The 17,177-nt window shown below is 51.9% G+C and carries 15 protein-coding genes; 9 read left to right on the top strand and 6 right to left on the bottom strand.

Translation table 11 applies throughout. The features are described from left to right. Window positions 1-133: 133 nt before the first annotated feature. Together NZM01_08760 and rpoD are read right to left on the bottom strand one after the other, a co-directional pair. Window positions 134-2,215 carry an OmpA family protein gene (locus tag NZM01_08760; protein MCS6960127.1) on the bottom strand — a complete coding sequence of 694 codons (2,082 nt, stop codon included), beginning with the start codon at window positions 2,213-2,215 and terminating at the stop codon, window positions 134-136. Between the two features lie 2 nt (window positions 2,216-2,217). Next, on the bottom strand, window positions 2,218-3,294 hold the full coding sequence (gene rpoD / locus NZM01_08765; protein MCS6960128.1) for an RNA polymerase sigma factor RpoD: 1,077 nt from the start codon (window positions 3,292-3,294) through the stop codon (window positions 2,218-2,220). Window positions 3,295-3,466: 172 nt separating this feature from the next. Between rpoD and NZM01_08770 the strand changes: the two genes are divergently transcribed. After that, a complete protein-coding gene (locus tag NZM01_08770; GenBank protein ID MCS6960129.1) occupies window positions 3,467-3,637 on the top strand; it encodes a hypothetical protein in 171 nt (56 codons plus the stop codon). 465 nt (window positions 3,638-4,102) lie between these two features. On the opposite strand, the gene NZM01_08775 is transcribed toward NZM01_08770, so the two are convergent. Next, window positions 4,103-4,876: an ABC transporter permease gene (locus NZM01_08775; GenBank protein ID MCS6960130.1), complete on the bottom strand. Its 774-nt coding sequence runs from the start codon at window positions 4,874-4,876 to the stop codon at window positions 4,103-4,105. Window positions 4,877-4,947: 71 nt separating this feature from the next. Between NZM01_08775 and NZM01_08780 the strand changes: the two genes are divergently transcribed. The 3 genes from NZM01_08780 to NZM01_08790 all read left to right on the top strand — a co-directional run bounded on the left by NZM01_08780 (window position 4,948) and on the right by NZM01_08790 (window position 8,940). Next, window positions 4,948-6,225 carry an aminopeptidase P N-terminal domain-containing protein gene (locus NZM01_08780; protein ID MCS6960131.1) on the top strand — a complete coding sequence of 426 codons (1,278 nt, stop codon included), beginning with the start codon at window positions 4,948-4,950 and terminating at the stop codon, window positions 6,223-6,225. A gap of 64 nt (window positions 6,226-6,289) precedes the next feature. Further along, window positions 6,290-7,648 carry a signal recognition particle-docking protein FtsY gene (gene ftsY / locus NZM01_08785; GenBank protein ID MCS6960132.1) on the top strand — a complete coding sequence of 453 codons (1,359 nt, stop codon included), beginning with the start codon at window positions 6,290-6,292 and terminating at the stop codon, window positions 7,646-7,648. Window positions 7,649-7,650: 2 nt separating this feature from the next. Then, a complete protein-coding gene (locus NZM01_08790; GenBank protein MCS6960133.1) occupies window positions 7,651-8,940 on the top strand; it encodes a PP2C family protein-serine/threonine phosphatase in 1,290 nt (429 codons plus the stop codon). On the opposite strand, the gene NZM01_08795 is transcribed toward NZM01_08790, so the two are convergent. The 3 genes from NZM01_08795 to NZM01_08805 form a co-directional block, all read right to left on the bottom strand. Continuing rightward, window positions 8,937-9,614, bottom strand: coding sequence for a DUF928 domain-containing protein (locus NZM01_08795; GenBank protein MCS6960134.1), 678 nt, complete (start codon window positions 9,612-9,614; stop codon window positions 8,937-8,939). The genes NZM01_08790 and NZM01_08795 overlap by 4 nt on opposite strands. 127 nt (window positions 9,615-9,741) lie before the next feature. Beyond that, on the bottom strand, window positions 9,742-10,956 hold the full coding sequence (gene chlP / locus NZM01_08800) for a geranylgeranyl reductase (GenBank protein MCS6960135.1): 1,215 nt from the start codon (window positions 10,954-10,956) through the stop codon (window positions 9,742-9,744). Window positions 10,957-11,055: 99 nt separating this feature from the next. Continuing rightward, window positions 11,056-11,520, bottom strand: a complete 465-nt coding sequence (locus tag NZM01_08805; GenBank protein ID MCS6960136.1) for an ostA-like family protein — start codon at window positions 11,518-11,520, stop codon at window positions 11,056-11,058. A gap of 88 nt (window positions 11,521-11,608) precedes the next feature. On the opposite strand from NZM01_08805, the gene NZM01_08810 reads away from it, so the two are divergent. From NZM01_08810 to NZM01_08830, 5 genes are read left to right on the top strand one after another with little or no spacing between them, the layout of a single operon-like run. Then, window positions 11,609-12,712 carry an aminotransferase class V-fold PLP-dependent enzyme gene (locus tag NZM01_08810; GenBank protein ID MCS6960137.1) on the top strand — a complete coding sequence of 368 codons (1,104 nt, stop codon included), beginning with the start codon at window positions 11,609-11,611 and terminating at the stop codon, window positions 12,710-12,712. A gap of 41 nt (window positions 12,713-12,753) precedes the next feature. After that, complete coding sequence (locus tag NZM01_08815; GenBank protein MCS6960138.1) at window positions 12,754-13,134, top strand: hypothetical protein; 381 nt, start codon at window positions 12,754-12,756, stop codon at window positions 13,132-13,134. Then, on the top strand, window positions 13,135-14,514 hold the full coding sequence (locus NZM01_08820; GenBank protein MCS6960139.1) for a trypsin-like peptidase domain-containing protein: 1,380 nt from the start codon (window positions 13,135-13,137) through the stop codon (window positions 14,512-14,514). 43 nt (window positions 14,515-14,557) lie between these two features. Then, window positions 14,558-16,375, top strand: a complete 1,818-nt coding sequence (locus NZM01_08825) for a serine/threonine protein kinase (protein ID MCS6960140.1) — start codon at window positions 14,558-14,560, stop codon at window positions 16,373-16,375. Further along, entirely contained in the window at window positions 16,365-17,174 is an 810-nt protein-coding gene (locus NZM01_08830) for a prepilin peptidase (protein ID MCS6960141.1), read from the top strand. Before NZM01_08825 ends, NZM01_08830 begins: the two co-directional genes overlap by 11 nt. Window positions 17,175-17,177: the final 3 nt, after the last annotated feature.

Below are 17,177 nucleotides of genomic sequence, written 5' to 3' on the forward strand. Positions count from 1 at the left end.
CATGAGCGGAATGCGCACAACTTCCCGCTGGATTTGGCAGCGACTGGTGTATCTCCTGTAGCTCTCGTTGCCCCTGCCATTGAAGGCTAATATCTGAGATTAACAGATGTCGGTGCCCCCTAGGGGGCTTTTTTTATTGGTTGACTAACTCAAATACAACGCTCCGATCGTGCCATCTGACGGTGTTGGGGGGTGGGGCACTGACTACCTGTAACCGATCGGGACTTACTCCCTGCTGAATTAGTGCTTTCTCTACCGATCGTGCCCGTTCTAGTGCCAATTTCTGGTTAAACTCAGGGGGACCTGACCCATCTGTTTGTCCAATGATGGTGAGTCGATAGTGGGGATAGCGGTCGAGGATTGCTTTCACTTGTTCGATTTTAAGGCTGTCTTCTGGTTCAAGAGTGCTGACGTTGGGGGCAAAGAAAATTTGGACAGGAATTTTGGGTGGTGGTTCTTGCAAATTATTCACCACTTTGGTTACCCCTGGAACTTGGGCAAAAGCCCTGCCAATTGTAGTAATGGTGTCCCGATCGGGGGCAGTACCCGCCAGTAGGAGTAGGTCGGGATTACCAGTAACTGTCAGTTGAATCCCAGGACGACTTTGCCATAGTTTGGTTAGCCGATCGATTTCTGCTTGGGTTTGGCGGGGGTCAGGGGGGAGTTCGACAGCTATGATTTCGTTAACTACACTGTAGCGGGGCTGGGTGGCTTGGGCTAGCTCCTGGGCTAGGTCTTTAAGGTAGGTGTTAGGCACTCTCCCCGTCAAATGCAGACGATCGCGTTGCAGGACGACTTTGAGGTTGTAAATGGTTAGCCGCGGCTCCGTGCTCAGGGCAGTTTGTACCTTACTTACCTCTTGGGCACGCTGGTGGGACTGCCATTGCCAATAACCCCATACTGACACTGTCCCCAGTAAGATTAGACCAGTCAAAATGCCTAAACTGCGTAACGATCGGGGGGGAGTTTCTACGGTGGGAATCAAGGACTCCAGCAAATCCCGTACTGCCCCAGGTACCGTCATGGGATTGCCAGCAAATTTCGTCAGTGTCTGTCCGTAGTCTAAAATCAAAACCCGCATCACGCGCTTGACCCGCTCAAGGTAGTCTGGTGTGGGTTGTCCCTGAATAACTGCGGCCAGATAAGCTGACCCCGCTCCCTCTAGCCAGATTACAGAGTTGCCGTAGGTAATGCGATCGAGTTCTGCCCCCTGCGCAATACATTCCTGTACAAAACCCTGAATAGCAGTGAGCATCCCTGCTACCATCTCTGCATCGAGAGGAGGAATATCCTTGGGTTTGGCTTCGGCAATCACTAACCCCGATGCCTTCTGAATCAGAAAGACTGCTTGCACCTGAAAGCCAAAGGATTCTCGCAGAATTAACTCCGCTTCTGAGATACCCTGCCACTTCGCTCTGATTTTGCGCCAGATACCCTCTGGTGACATTGCCCTCTCTAACTTGGCGTTGATGTTGCGCAACACTTCCGCTATGTATTTAGCGATCGTATTGCCCATGATGGGATAGAGAGCATCGATCATGGCAGGGGCATTAGCCCGCACTTGTTCCCTAATAGCAAGGTTCATTTCCGGGGCAATAGCGGCGGCAAACTCCCCTGGTGCTTCTTCTACGTGGTAACTAATCGCTTCGGGCAGGACAGGGGCGATCGCCTTCCCCACACTTGGTTTATCCTGCGCAATTTTGCAACGGATCATCTCATCGAGGACGGGGGCAGTAGCACGGGCAAACTCTTCCCCTGCTTGGGCAACTTTCCGTTCAATCAAGTCATTGAGGAGAGGTAACAGTAGTTCAATTAGTTCCTCTGGTTCGTGTAATTCTTCCTCTAGCCTGCTTACCCTTTCTTTTAGTGCCTGAATTTCTGAGGGTAAATTTTTTTGATTCTGCTCTAGTCCTGCTAATTGATAGCGCAACTCCTCTAGGGCGGATTGGTCTGTAACTTTAGCTTGCAGTTCGGCAATGGCGTTATTAACAGAGGGGTCAAGGACATGCTCTTCCAGGACTGCTACTTTGGACTGCAAACGCTCCAAATCATCAATGAACTCACCTAGTAAAATCTTCTGCAATAGCCTGATCCCTTCCTGTTCATCCAGGGGTTGGGAAGGGGGCGGCGCAGGATGTTGCTGGCTTAGTAAGAGAAACCGATGGAGATTAACCAGGGACTGTTCAACTTCTCCGATCGGCTCTGGTTCTGGCATAGTTAGCGAATGTACTCCTTGAGAATACTGTTGCGGTTGGGGTGACGGAGTTTGCGCAGGGCTTTAGCCTCAATTTGGCGGATGCGTTCTCGCGTGACATTGAATATTTGCCCAATTTCTTCCAAAGTCTTCATCCGTCCGTCATCTAAACCATAACGCAGCCTGAGCACATCCCGTTCTCGGGGACTCAATGTACTGAGCACCTCTTCCAACTGCTCCTTTAACAGCGCCTTAGCCACTTGCTCATCGGGAGTTTCCCCCTCTGACTCGATGAAGTCGCCTAGGCGGGAGTCCTCTTCTTTACCGATCGGGGTTTCCAGAGAGATGGGCAGCTGAGCAGACTTGGCAATAAACCGCAGTTTCTCAATAGTCATTTCCATCCGATCGGCAATTTCTTCCTCCGTGGGTTTGCGCCCCATTTCCTGGGAGAGGAGTTTGGTCGTCTTTTTGATGCGGGAGATAGTTTCGTAGAGGTGAACAGGCAGACGGATGGTACGGGATTGATCAGCGATCGCTCTGGTAATAGCTTGGCGAATCCACCAGGTGGCATAGGTAGAGAATTTGTAGCCCTTTTCGTGGTCAAACTTTTCCGCCGCCCGAATCAGACCGAGGGAACCCTCCTGGATCAAATCCTGGAAAGAGAGACCACGGTTCATGTATTTCTTGGCAATAGAAACCACTAGGCGCAGGTTTGATTGCACCATCTTGTCCTTAGCCCGCCGTCCCTGCAACAACCGCCGCCGAAAGTCCGCCAAACTCATACCTACTTTTGCTGCCCAGTCTGCCTCTGACACCTCTTCAGGGCTAGATAAGTTCTGCTGGTCGGCAATCTGGTCACGAATGCGCTCTAGTTCTAGCAGATCAGCGATTTTACGAGCTAATTCAATTTCCTCATCTGCTCGGAGTAGGCGAATACGACCAATCTCCTGCAAATACAAGCGAATCGAGTCCTCCGTATATTGCTTCTTGCGACTTTGACTCTGACGCTTACGAAGTGTTTTGCCTTTTCCTTCCTTATCTTCCTCCTCTTCTTCGTCTTCCAGCTCCTCTACCTCTAATGGGTCCTCTGCCAAGGAAATGACTCCAGCCTCCTCTTCTATGTCTGTGTCATGGATTAGAGTTATTGAGGCTTTCGTACCCCTTGCTGGTCTTTCTGATGCTAGAACTGGGTCATCCCCTGCCTCTTCTGGTGACTCTGGGGTGCTCTGAGACTCTGGTAAGGTTGCAGAGGATGTTTCGCCTTTGGTTCCTATGACTGCATCTTCCCCTGGTTCTTCTGATGACTCTGGGGTGCTCTCAGACTCTGATGAGGTTGCAGAGGATGTTTCACCTTCGGTTCCTATGACTGCATCATCCCCTGGCTCTTGTGATGACTCTGGGGCGATCGGAGGACTGGGGGAGATTGCAGAAGCATCTTTTTGATCTTTGGTTGATACAACTGGGAGGTGACCTGCCCCTGGTAATGACTCTGCCGCGGTCGCAGAGGAAGCTTGTCCGACTTTAGATTCGCTTGGTGATCCCAAGTTGGTCGGAGAGTCTGCTGAGGTAGAAGAAGGAATCTCTTGAACTAGGTTTTTGGTTTCTTGATCTGAGGGATTTGAAGAAGAACTTCTGTCCGAGTTTCTTTGGTCTTGTGCAACTCTCTTCCTTTCTGATTTTGCCTCATCCAGAGAGTTTGATAGGGGGGGAGCAGAAGTTAGTTCGCTTCGGGTTTCTTCGGATGCTTCTCGCGTGCCAGAAGAGTCATCTTCCATTTGTTTTGGTTCGTCATTTAGTACCGTTTTGCTCATTCTGCAGTTCTCGTTCATCACAAAGCTCTAGATCAGCCTTTAGAGGTACAAAGGGAGGGCAGTTTCTATTCTAATCAGGAAATTGCCAAAATAGGGGTTAAAACTCCTTTTTTCCGAAGATCACGATCGTGATTGCCAGGACAATTAGGGCGTAGCTTACGGTGTAGACAGCACTGGCAAGGAGTTCCCCAGGGGGTGGTAGGACACCATAGACCGCCAAATTCTTGAGATTGGTGCGGGACAGGTCAGGTAGGATGAGGTAGAGAGTTTCCGTGAGCTTTACAGTAGCGGGGTTTTTGGTAATTTTGCCCAGTTGCAACAGGTCAGCACTAAAATGTCCCACCAAGTAAGTAGCAAAGGTCAGTAGACTTGCCACGAGGGAACTGGTGAAACTGCCATAGAATAGGGCAAATGTCCCCAGCAGGAAAAACTGCAGCCATAGAAACAGACTGGAGGTAAATACCGCCCCCAGGGGCAAGGCAACCTTCACTAGCCGTAGCAGGACTACTAAAAGGGTAGTCATAGCAAAAATTAACACCCCCAGCACTGTCCACAACCCCAGGAGTTTACCTAGCAGAAAGTCCCAGCGCCCGATCGGTTTTGCCACAAGGGGGAGAATGGTACGCCGGTCAATTTCACGGTTAATGAGATTTGCTCCCACAAAGGCAACTACTACTAAACCTACAATCTCGATCGCTGCCATGCCCACATCGGGGATTAAGTCCCGTTCCGCCAGTCCTGTAAACTGGGGCAAGAGGGCAAAGGCGGCTCCCACAATAGCAGCAAAGAGCAGTAACAGATAGAGCACTTGTTCCCTAACTGTTTCCCGCAGAACATTATGGGCGATCGTGATTACTTGTTTACCACTCATAGCCCGATCGTTTTCTGACCCTTCTCATCATAGTCTAGGCTATCCTAGAGGGAAAAGACTGGTTAGGCAAAATGGACTGGTTACAGGAATGCGCCCAGCGGCGGGCACAGCTGATGGCAAAACTGGGGTCAGGGGCGATGATTCTGGCAAGCGCTCCCCTCAGCTACCACCACAAGGATGTGGAACACAAATATCGCCAGGATGGCGACCTGTACTATTTTACAGGCTTTCCTGAACCGGAGACCGTAGCCGTGATTGCACCGCAGCACCCCGAACATCGCTTTGTGCTGTTTGTCCGTCCCAAGGATAAAGACAAAGAAACCTGGTCTGGGCATCGGGTGGGGGTAGAAAATGCCAAAACCCTGTACGGGGCGGATGCAGTTTATCCTATTGGCGAACTAGATGACCACCTACCCAAATACTTAGAGACAGCAGATACCATTTATTACACCTTTGGGCAGAATGAAAATATCAACCAAAAGGTATTGCACCATTACCGCCAGTTATTGTCTACCTACTCCAGACGGGGCAAAGGACCGAAACAACTGGCAGATAGTAGATTTCTCACTACCCCCCTACGCCAGTGTAAAAGTGACTACGAACTAGCTCAAATTCGTCAAGCAGTGGCAATTGCTGTGCAGGCACATCAACATGGGCGGGCTGTTGCCCAACCTGGTATGTACGAGTACGAGTTAGAGGCTCTCTTGGAAGCGGATTTCCGCAAAGCGGGGGCAATGGGCTCTGCCTATCCCACCATCGTTGCCAGTGGTGCTAACAGTTGTATCCTCCACTACACTGACAACAGCCGCCAAATGCAGGCAGGGGACTTGGTTCTCATTGATGCGGGCTGCTGCTTTAATTACTACAACTCTGACATCACGCGCACATTTCCCCTAGAGGGGAGGTTTACCCCAGAACAGCAAGCGGTCTATGACATTGTTTTAACTGCCCAGAAGCAAGCTATTGCCCAAGTGCAACCAGGAAATACTATAAACGCTGTCCATCAGGCGGCGGTGACCACGATCGTGGAGGGATTACTGGACTTGGGATTGCTCACTGGGAGCCAAGAAGAGATTATCGCCCAGGAACTATACAAACCGTTTTTTATGCACCGTACTAGCCACTGGTTGGGCATTGATGTCCACGACAGCGGTTTCTACAAACAGGAGGGGGAATGGACTACTTTGACCCCTGGGATGGTAATAACCGTTGAGCCTGGCATTTATATCAGTCCCACGATCGAGTTACCCGTACCCGACCACTGGCGCGGTATTGGCATTCGCATTGAAGATGATGTTTTAGTGACCGACACAGGGCAAGAAGTATTGACAGCAGCTTTGGAGAAATAATAAATACTTGTATCATCCCCCAGAATTTGCCCTAAACTAGACGAAATTTCTGTGGTCAAGGCAAGTGTTTAACTGGTTCCAACGCCCCGTCAGCGCCCCGCAAGTCCCCCAGAGTGATACCAGCAGCGAGAAAGCAGAAACTCCCACTAGCCCCCCAGACCTACTAGAGTGGGCAAAGCAAGCCTATGCCAATATCCAAAGCCAAAGTACAGCCCCAGTAACCCCACCAGAGAGTACAAGCACAGCCGAACAAGAAGAAACGTCAACCCAGGGGGAGGAATTCCCTGAAACGGGTACTCCCTTTTGGTTGCAGTCGGAGGCAGAACGCCAAGCTAGAATTGCTGCCCTTGCCGCCAGTGCCATTGTAGAGCCCCCCCCCCCAGTCGATAACCCCCAGGTCGCAGAACCGCCCCCAGTCATTGCCTTTGATGATGGTTTTTTGTGGTCAGCGGAAGTCCTAGCTGCCCAGGGTCGCCGTCCCGATGATGTCTCCCTCGAAGAAATTACTTGGCTCAAACGCCTACGCCAAGGCTTAACTAAGACACGCCTGAATCTGGTCAATCAACTCAAAGCTCTATTTGGACAGGGTCCCCTCAGCCCCGAAAGTGTAGAGGAAATCGAGAACATTTTGCTGCAGGCGGATGTGGGGGTGGCGACTACCGATCGGATTATCGCTGCTCTCCAGGACAAACTGCGGCGGGAAGTCTTGCCCCCTGAACAAGCAATTGCCTACCTGAAACAAATTCTGCGGGACATCCTTGACCAACCCTTTACTAAATATCCCCCCCGCCTCTACCCCCAGGCTAATCAGCTCAATGTTTGGTTAGTTACAGGGGTGAATGGGGCAGGCAAGACAACCACGATCGGCAAACTTGCCCATCTTGCCCGTAAATCTGGCTATCGCACTCTCATTGCTGCGGCTGACACCTTTAGGGCTGCTGCTGTCGACCAGTTAAAAATCTGGGGAGAACGTGCTCAGGTAGAAGTGATTGCCAATCCTGCTAAAAATACTGACCCCGCGGCGGTAGTCTTTGATGCCCTCAATGCCGCCAGAGCTAGACAGACAGAACTGTTACTAGTGGATACAGCGGGTCGGTTGCAGAACAAAAAGAACCTCATGGAAGAGCTAAAGAAGATTCGCCGCGTTGTGGACAAACAGACCGATGGGGTAATTGTGGAATCCCTGCTCGTTCTCGATACTACTCTGGGACAGAATGGCTTAAAGCAGGCGGAGGTGTTTACAGAGTCTGCTAAAATCACGGGCATAGTCTTGACTAAACTAGATGGTACGGCTAAGGGTGGTATTGCTCTGGGGGTGGTGGATACCCTGGGCTTACCCATCCGCTTTATCGGTGCAGGAGAGGGGATTGAGGACTTACGCCCCTTCTGTAGCTACGAGTTTGTGGAGGCACTCCTCAGTTAGACATGACCGCCAATTTGCGCCCCGTCACTCTCCAGGAACTGCGCCAACTGCTAAGCGCCATCGATCGGGAGCAAAACAAGATTCAAGAACTCCTGGGCTTTTTGGGCTATGCCCTCCGTAGTATTGGCAATCTCAAGCAATTACTAGAATTAGTGCCCCTGATTGCCAGTACGGTTACGGAAGCGGACGGCAGTGTTCTGCTGCTCTATCACCCCCACCATCATCTGCAGTGGTTCGATCGCCAAGGCAAGTCCGTCACAGCGGCACAGCGGAATTTACACCAACTCTACCAAGGGGGCTACCTCACCACAGACATGGATTGGGACAGAGCGATCGGGACAGAGCTAGGGTTTTACACGCAAGTATTTGCCACACCAATTTTGCTGGGACAGTCCTGCTATGGTCGTCTGTACGTCTATAGTCGCAATTCCCAATACACCTGGAACCATACGCGCTACCGTCTGTTGCGGTTGATTGCTGACCAAACTGCCATCGGTCTGGAGAACACTGCCCTTGCCCTTGCTATCCAAGAGAAAAAACGCCAAGACCAACAACTAGAAATCGGGGCAGAAATCCAGCAACAACTGTTTCCCCATAATTTCCCCCAAATTCCTGGTGTCCAGCTAGCTGCCCAGTGCCATACCGCCGATCGAGTAGGGGGGGATTACTACGACTTTATTGCTGTACCTGGGGGCAACCGTTGGGCGTTTGTGATTGGGGATGTGATGGGGAAGGGGGTACCCGCAGGCTTGATTATGACTATGACCAGGGGCATGCTCCGCGCCGAGGTTCTGAATGGACAGAGTCCCGCCCGCATTTTGCAACACCTCAACCAAATTATGTATGACGACCTCGATCGGTCTCGCCGCTTTGTCACCCTGTTCTATTCGGAATACGATGCAACAACCCAAACCCTCACCTATAGTAATGCCGCCCATATGCCTGCCCTGTGGTGGCGATACCAGTCCAGGACAATTGAAACCCTAGACACGATCGGTGCCATCATTGGCTTAGACCCCAATTCAGAGTACGAACAAGCCCAAGTGCAACTAGCCCCAGGGGATGTAGTGTGTTTTTACACCGATGGCATCACGGATGCCGCCGACCTCTACGGCAATCGCTTTGATGAGGAGAACCTGCGTCTTGCCCTGCAAAAAGCCTGTCAGCAAGGGGGAGCTACCGCCCAATCCATTGTCTCCTCCGTGTTCAGTGCGGTGCAAAATTTCCTGGCCCCCAACCCCAAACCCCAGGATGATATGACGATCGTTGTCCTGCAACTGGAGCGGGACTAGGGATGCACAGACTGCAGAAGGAAACTATGGCGGTATTCCTGTGCCATATCACTGGGTTCTCGTTTTTCTTCCGCTTGGGCGAGATTTTGCAACAGAGTTAAGCCCAGTTGGCGGTTGCCACTAGTCATGGCTAAAGTGAGAGCGTCGTACCATATCCCCTGCAGAGCAAGCTGCTTAATCTTCTCCTCCAGGTTAGTGGTATTTTTGCTAACCATGTCTACCCGCTGCACAGAGGCTCTGAGATAGGGATTAGCGGAAGGATTGCCACAGAGAGCAACTACCTGCCAAGCATAAATCTTGCCTACCGCCAAACCCTGCCAGGTCGGTGGGAGTTGGAACCGATCGATATTGCCCTGACTGCTAAGGCGGGTACGATGCAGTACCACCAGTTGTTGGGTATGGGGGAGATATTCCATCAGGGAGAACTCTAGGGGGACATTGCCCTGCCCTGTCTTACTCCAGTAAAAGGTGGGATGACTTTGAGTAGTTTTGCCGAGGTAATTCAGCGGTGCCAGGGGAGTAATAGCATTGACCTCACAGGTCGTTCTTCTGCCGGCAGTGCCGCCTCTGGTGCGGGGGGGAACTTGGTCAGGAGGGGGAACATAGGCTGCCATGACAGCTGTGCCCCAGAGACTGGTAGCGATCGTAGCTAACACCGTGGTGAGTCTGCCCATAACGATCCCTCCGCCAAAAAATCCGAGTTCTCTAGGCTCCATCATAGGATAGAAAACTCGGCAAGGATACACAAATTTGGCTATTTTGAATACCAAAAGTGGTGAATTTCGCTGCAGGAAATAGCATCTAGGGCGCTAGGGCGTTGCCCCGCAGTAAACTCCCGATCGTTTTCAAGGTGATTTTCAGTTGCACGAGGGGACTAGCGGGCACCACTGTTTTGTAGAGGTAACTGTCAAAGGTGAGTTTTTGCACATCCCGATCGGCGCACATCTCCACAAACGCCTCTCGCGTGGCATTAGAGCGGTAGAACACCCGTTGCAGCAAGTCCAAGACGACGTAGGTAAGACCGTATTGCTTATCCCAGCGCTGGAGATAGACCTTGAGTTGGTCTTCAGTGGGTAGACGGCGACCATTATTGCTGAATTCCACGATCGTTTCGGCGCACATCCGCCCTGACTTGGCAGCAAAGTAGATACCTTCCCCACTAGACTTAGTGACGTAGCCCGCAGCATCCCCCACCAGGGCTACACGCCCCACTACGCGCCGGGGACGGGGATGTTCAGGAATGGGGTGGGCTTCAATTTTAATCACCTCTCCCCCGGCAATTCTCTCCTCTGCCCGCTTACGGATGCCTAGCTGCAGTTGCTTGATCTGCTTTTGGTTAGCATGCATCGTGCCCGTACCGACCGCCACATGGTCGTATTTGGGGAACACCCAAGCATAGAAATCAGGGGACACATCATCCCCGACATACATTTCCGCTAGCTCTTCGTAGTAGGTCATCTTGTCCTGGGGTAGGCGAATCCGCTCCTGGAAGGCAATGGCATAGTTATAGTCCCCTGCCTCGATCGCTTTTGCCACGATGGAATTGGCTCCGTCCGCTCCCACAATCAAGTCAACTGCCATTTCCTTGAGCACTCCCTCCGGTCCACCGCTGGACATATCGGCATAGTGGAGCACATAGGGAGCAGTGCTAGTCTTGGGGACATCGATGTGCAGGACACGCCCATTGATTAAATGGGCTCCCAATTGGGCTGCTCGGTTGCGCAGAAATCCATCCAAAATCTCCCGCCGACACATCCCAATGTACTCATCCTGGTTATCCAAGGCAATGTCTACCTCCCTATTGCTGGGGGAGATCATTTTCATCTTGCGCACCCGCCGGTCGATAATGTGGTCAGGCAGGTCAAACTCCGACACCATACAGAGGGGGATAGCGCCACCACAGGGCTTGGCATTGTCCAGTTTGCGCTCAAACAGATAGGTTTCAATTCCTGCTTTGGCAAGGGTTTCAGCGGCACTAGCACCAGCAGGTCCCCCTCCCACAACTGCAACTCTCACGCAATAGGCTCCTTACTCAATAATGTATTGTTAAGATTGTTAAGCTATGGTAGCACTACCTCTGATAGAGACTCATGCCCCATTCAAGATTATTCACAATTACTCAGTTTTGATGTCCACGGGCGGACTGACCAGTTGTTTGAAGCGCGGCTTTACCTGTTCAACGGGGGTAGTAGCAGCGAGGGGGTTATTGAGGGCATCAGGGTCATCGAGGATGTAGACGGACTCCACCTGTTGGTTTTCCTTGGGGGTGGCGGTGAATTGCCCCTCCTCAATCAGGTAGGTAATAGTTTCCGCCTTGATAGTGTTACCCAACTGCTTTACCTGCACATCCCCACGCAACACAATTTTCCGTTCCCGCGTGAAGTATTGGGCGGTGGCGGCGGTAGCTTGAATCTGGCGGGCGGGGTAATCCAACTGCACATTGCCAGTGACTGTGATAATGCCAGTGCGAATGTTCACTTCTTGCCGCTGGGCGCGAATAATTAGCCTGGTGGTGGCTGGCTGGGCAAAGGTGGGTAGCCCTACTGTCACTAACGCGAGAACTGCTGCTAACCGCTGCATACACTCTCCCTGGTTTGGCAGTAGATTAACTGTTTTGGGGGGTACCGTCAATTAGGGCTAAGATAAAAAACTGTGCAGGTGGTCAGCTATGGCGTGGATATATTTCAACTACGGGGGGCAGGGGCTGCTAGCACCAGCGGTCATAGATAAAATCAGGGAGAACTACGCTTACATCGAAACTCTGGGAGCATTTTCCCATGGCGCTAATGATTGGATTGCGTCAGAACTGGCGGAAACCCGATCGGTTTTAGCCCACCTCCTGGGCACCACCCCAGAGACCATAACCTTGACGCAGAATACGACAGAAGGTTGCAACATTGCCCTGTGGAGTTATCCCTGGCGGGCGGGCGACCATCTGCTGTTGTCAGATTGCGAACACCCTGGCGTTGTGGCGATTGCCGCAGCCTTGTCCCAAAGATTGGGCGTAAAGTTTAGCTTTTTCCCCCTGTTTGACTATCGGGATAGGGGGGAGGTAGAGGTATTAGCCTTACTGGCAGAGCATTTGCAACCCCAGACCAAAATGGTTATGGTCAGTCACATCTGTTGGAATACGGGACAGATTTTGCCTCTGCAGTCAATTGCCCAACTCTGTCACGATCGGGGCATTTGGTTAGCAGTGGATGCGGCTCAGAGTGTGGGGGTTTTGCCTTTGCAACTAGAGGAGCTGGGGGTAGACTTCTATGCCTTTACGGGGCATAAATGGTTGAATGGACCCCTGGGTCTGGGTGGCTTATACGTGGCACCCAGAGTACAGGAAGAGGCTTTAGTCACCTTTGTGGGGTGGCGGGGCTTAAAGCAAAAACAGGCTAAGTTTGAGGTGGCTAGTTCTGCCTATCCCCTGTTGGGGGCACTGCGACTGGCACTAGAATTAGCCAACCAGGGGGGGACAACTACTGAACGGTATCAGAGGATAGGACAAAATGCCCAACACCTATGGGCAAGGCTGACCTCTTTGCCTGGCATAAATACTGTTTGCGCATCTCCCCCCCGATCGGGCTTAGTTCCTTTCCAGGTAGCTAATTTCTCCCCCCTTGCCCTCTCCCGCCTTTTGGAAGAAAAGTACCGTATTTGTTTACGGTCGATTCCCCACCCCCCTGCCTTGCGGGCATCCGTGAGCTACAGTACCTCCCCTGAGGACATCGAACAATTGGTGGCAGTGTTAGCCCAAGAACTCAAGGGGCAAGGTAATTAAACCATCCCAGGGTAGTTTAGACTGGAGAAGACAGATAACTTATGGAAGAGCGGGAACTACTCGATCGTTACAAGCTCCCCCTGCAGCGATTGATTGATCTGCAAACCTGGGGACGCTGGTTGTTTAGCGGCACCATGTGGTTAACGATTGGTCTGTTTTCCCTATGGCAGTTACGGCGGGAGATAGCCCTTATGGCAGAATTTTTCACCTGGGCAGCTGTGCGGGCTACAATTAAGTTCCGTCCCCTTCCCAGCTTGGGCGTGATGTTTTGCGTCAGTACCACCCTCGCCACCCTGGTTTGGCAGAGTCAGCATATTTTATTTGGTTTCTCTCCCAGAGAATACCAGCGTATGGTGAAATACCTGCAAAGGATTGAGTCCAAGGGTGACAAGCATCCCCTCTGGCGGTGGCTGTTTAGCTGAATGGTGGGATTATACTGGAAAAGGCAGAGTGGTTGTCCTCCTGGTATGTACCTTTTGCCCTGGGTGCTGTTGCCACCCCCTGTCTTTGCCCAAGACATCAATGAGCAGGTTAATATTCGCGTCTATCGCTTAGCTAGTCCGGCCGTAGTCTCCATTAGAAGTGGCAATCGCACAGGCAGTGGCACGATCGTTGACCCCAAGGGACTTGTCATCACCAGCGGTCATGTAGTGCGGGGGCAGAGTCAAGTCACTGTCACCCTTGCTAACAAGCAGCGATTTCTTGGGCAGGTGGTGGCGGCTAGCCTCAATCCTGACTTGGCAGTAGTACGCCTAGTGGGAGTCAAGGAAAATTTACCCGCTTTGAAACTGGGGACAACAGAACCGATCCAAGTGGGACAAAGGGTTTTTGCCATTGGTGACCCCTTCGGGCGCTTTGCTGGTACCCTCACCACAGGTATTGTCAGTAGGTTAGATAACGATCGGCAACTCATCCAAACCGATGCTGCCCTCAATCCTGGCAATTCTGGTGGCCCCCTCCTCAACAGCAGGGGAGAACTGATTGGCATTAACACCTTGATTTTTAGCCCCAACAACCTGCCCACGGGCATAGGATTTGCCATCAATGCCGAAGTGGCACGGGAATTTTTACGTAGTGTTGAGGGTAGCTCTGAACGGCGGTCAGCCCTATTACCTAAACGTTTGCCCCTCGATGGACAGCTGTTGGTGGAAACCCTCACCTCCACCGACCCCAAACTACCGGATGGGAGCTACTACAAACTCTATGATTTCGTGGGCAAGGCGGGGAAAACAGTGGTTATAGAAATGTCCAGCCGTGACCTGGATGCCTATCTTGTCCTCCTTGACCCTAGGGGAGAACAACTAGCAGAGGATGATGACGGCGGTACAGGTGCTGATGCCCGCATAACCTACACTCTACCAATGGATGGGGTCTACACTCTCTATGCCAGTTCCTATGAAGCGGGGGTAGTCGGTAGGTTTACTGTGCGCGCCCAAATAGTCGATCGTCCTCCCCGCCATGTCCTCGACCCTGAAAGTATCATTCTCTATCGCGTAGGCAATCTAGGGGAGCGGAGTCGGGTCTTAGCCAAGGATGGCAGCTTTTTCGATGTCTACACCTTTGAGGGACGAGCGGGACAGTTAGTCGAGCTATCCCTGCAGACAGAGGAATTCCAACCCTATCTCCTCCTCTTTAGCCCCGACCAAAAGGTACTAGACCAGAATAAAGGCCTGGCGGGGGGCAAGTCCGCCACGATCGTGATTCGCCTCCCCCAAACGGGACAGTATCGGGTCGTTGCCAATGCCTATAACCCCAAGGGACGGGGAGAATACATCCTGACAGTGCGCCAAGTGAACCGCTAGGGCATAATAGCTATGATGTAAAAAATTATTGCCGTCATTTTCTATGCAATCGGCTATACAGTTGGGGCATACCCTCAAGGATCGGTATCTCGTCAAGCGAGTACTGGGACAGGGGGGGATGGGGCGCACCTATCTAGCTGAAGACCTAGAGCGCTTCCGCGAACTCTGTGTCATCAAGGAATTTATTCCTCACCCCTCCTCAGAAGAGGCAACTGCTAAGGCAAGGGAGTTATTCCGCCGTGAAGCCAGCCTGCTATATCAGATCAACCATCCCCAAGTCCCCCAATTCCGTGCCAACTTTGAAATTGACGGCAGATTGTTTTTGGTGCAGGACTACGTCGAAGGGAAAACCTACCGTGCGCTTTTGCGGGAACGGCTGCAAATAGGTAAAACTTTCCACGAGGTGGAAGTGATTGATGTTGTCTGCCAAGTACTGGAAATTTTAGCCTACCTCCACGATCGGCAGATCATCCACCGCGACATTTCTCCCGACAATTTGATGTTGCGCACGGCTGACCACAAAACAGTTTTAATTGATTTCGGCGTGGGCAAGGAGATGGCTACCCACATCCATGACATTTGGGGCGCTACCATTGCTGGTAAGCCAGGTTATGCCTCCCCTGAGCAACTGCGGACAGGGCAGGTATTTCCCAGTAGTGACATCTATGCCCTAGCGGTAACAGCTTTGGTATTGCTTACAGGGCGCGATCCCCAGGAATTGTTTGATGAGGTCAATTTAGTCTGGCGGTGGCAGGACTACGTCAGTCTCAGCCCCCATTTCGCCCAGGTGTTGGAGCGGATGCTCAGACACAGACCTGCCGATCGTTATGCCGATGCCCGCGAAGCCCTGCTGTATCTGCGCCAATCCCAGGTACAGGTGCCCACAATGGCAGTGGGGCGTGCCCCTGCTACGACTGACCTCCCCGATCGCACTATGGTCATTACAGCGCCGCCCATGGGTAAACCAACCCGTCCCCAATTGACCCAAAGGGGAGGTGGCACTAATTGGTTGGTAGGGATTTTCGCCGTTTTCCTGGCAGGGATTGGTTCTTGGGTAGTGTTTTCCTTCCTCAACAGTAACAATAAACCTCCAAACCCTACGGCAGAACCCCCGCCACCGCTCGTGCCTGCTAAACCGACCTCAATTTTGAAAGACCTCAAGTTTGGCGACCCCCTCAATTGGTCTGACCCTAATAAAGCCACTGCTAGCGATCGCATCAATCCCGGCGAAAAAATCATCTACCGTTTGACCGCTAAAAAAGACCAGACTATGACCGCCTCTCTCACGGGGGCAAATCTGCAGATGACCCTCCTCTACGAAGACCAAAAACCGATCGATGAGCGATCGAGTAATCTAACTCTGGGCTATTGGCAGGGCAAGTTACCCGCCAGTGGTGCCTACTTTGTAGAAATCACTCTCCTGGATAACTCCTCGCCCCAGGAATTTCGCCTAGAGGTGACCTTGGTCAATCCTGAGCCACCGCCCCCAGAAAGGGTCAGCCCACCCACCCCTGCTCCCCCCCAAGAAACAGAAACACCCCCACCTGCTCCTCCTCCGCCAGAAATTGTCACCAAAACCATAGAATTTCCTGCCGGTACCTATGGCACATCCGTTGCTGAGTCTATTCAGCCCAATCAAGTCTTCAAATACCAACTGCGATTAGGGGCGGAACAAAAAGTTACCGTTGCCCACGAGGGGGAAATCAGTGTGGAAGTGTTTGACCCCAATGGAGTTCTGCTAGTAGATGACCGAGATGGTAACCCCAAATCCTTCCAGACTGCCAGTGAAGGTGTGTATCAAATACTGGTGACGGGTACGAGCAAGCCCACTGACTTTCATCTATACATAGATGCTTTTTGACCTACAGATTGTGCTCCTGCCGACAAGTTTTATCCTGGGTGCCTGTGTTGGCAGTTTCATCAATGTTGTTGTCTATCGCCTGCCTCTGGGTATATCGATTATCTATCCCCCTTCTCGCTGTCCCTCCTGTCAGACCCGCCTGACTCCAAGGGATAACATTCCCATTTTGGGCTGGCTAATCTTGAGGGGGAAATGCCGTTACTGTGGTGCTCCTATCTCCTGGCGTTACCCGACAGTGGAACTTCTGGTTGCTCTCCTGTTTTTAGCCCTAGTGTGGCGCTTTGGTGCAGAGCTGGGTCTAGCCAGTTTGTTACTCCTGGGAGCTTTTATTGCCTGGTTAACTACCCTGGCATTAATTGACATTGATACAGAGACCCTCCCCAATTCCCTCACCCAAAGTGGGCTAATTCTGGGTATCTGCTACCACGCCCTCCTCAGCACAAGTCCCCAAACCCTGGCACAAAATCTAATTGCCAGCACCATAGGAATTGTCCTGGGTATTTGGTCTTTGAGTCTACTGGGGGTAACTGCCACCATCTTCCTGGGCAAAGAAGCGATGGGGGGGGGTGACCCCAAACTCCTGGGGATGATCGGAGCTTGGCTGGGCTGGCAGGCAGTGTTAGTTACAACCCTAATAGCTGCCCTACTGGGGGTAACGCTTGCGGGAATTGGCAAACTTTTAGGTAGATCAGTGCAGCGTATCCGCTTTGGTCCCTGTCTAGCCCTTGGTGGCTTGGGGGCGCTTTTCTGGGGGCAATATCTGACGGAACAATACCTTCGGTGGTTCTTCTTTGGCTAAAAT

This window comes from Pseudanabaenaceae cyanobacterium SKYG29 (assembly GCA_025055675.1).
Lineage (GTDB): Bacteria > Cyanobacteriota > Cyanobacteriia > Pseudanabaenales > Pseudanabaenaceae > M5B4.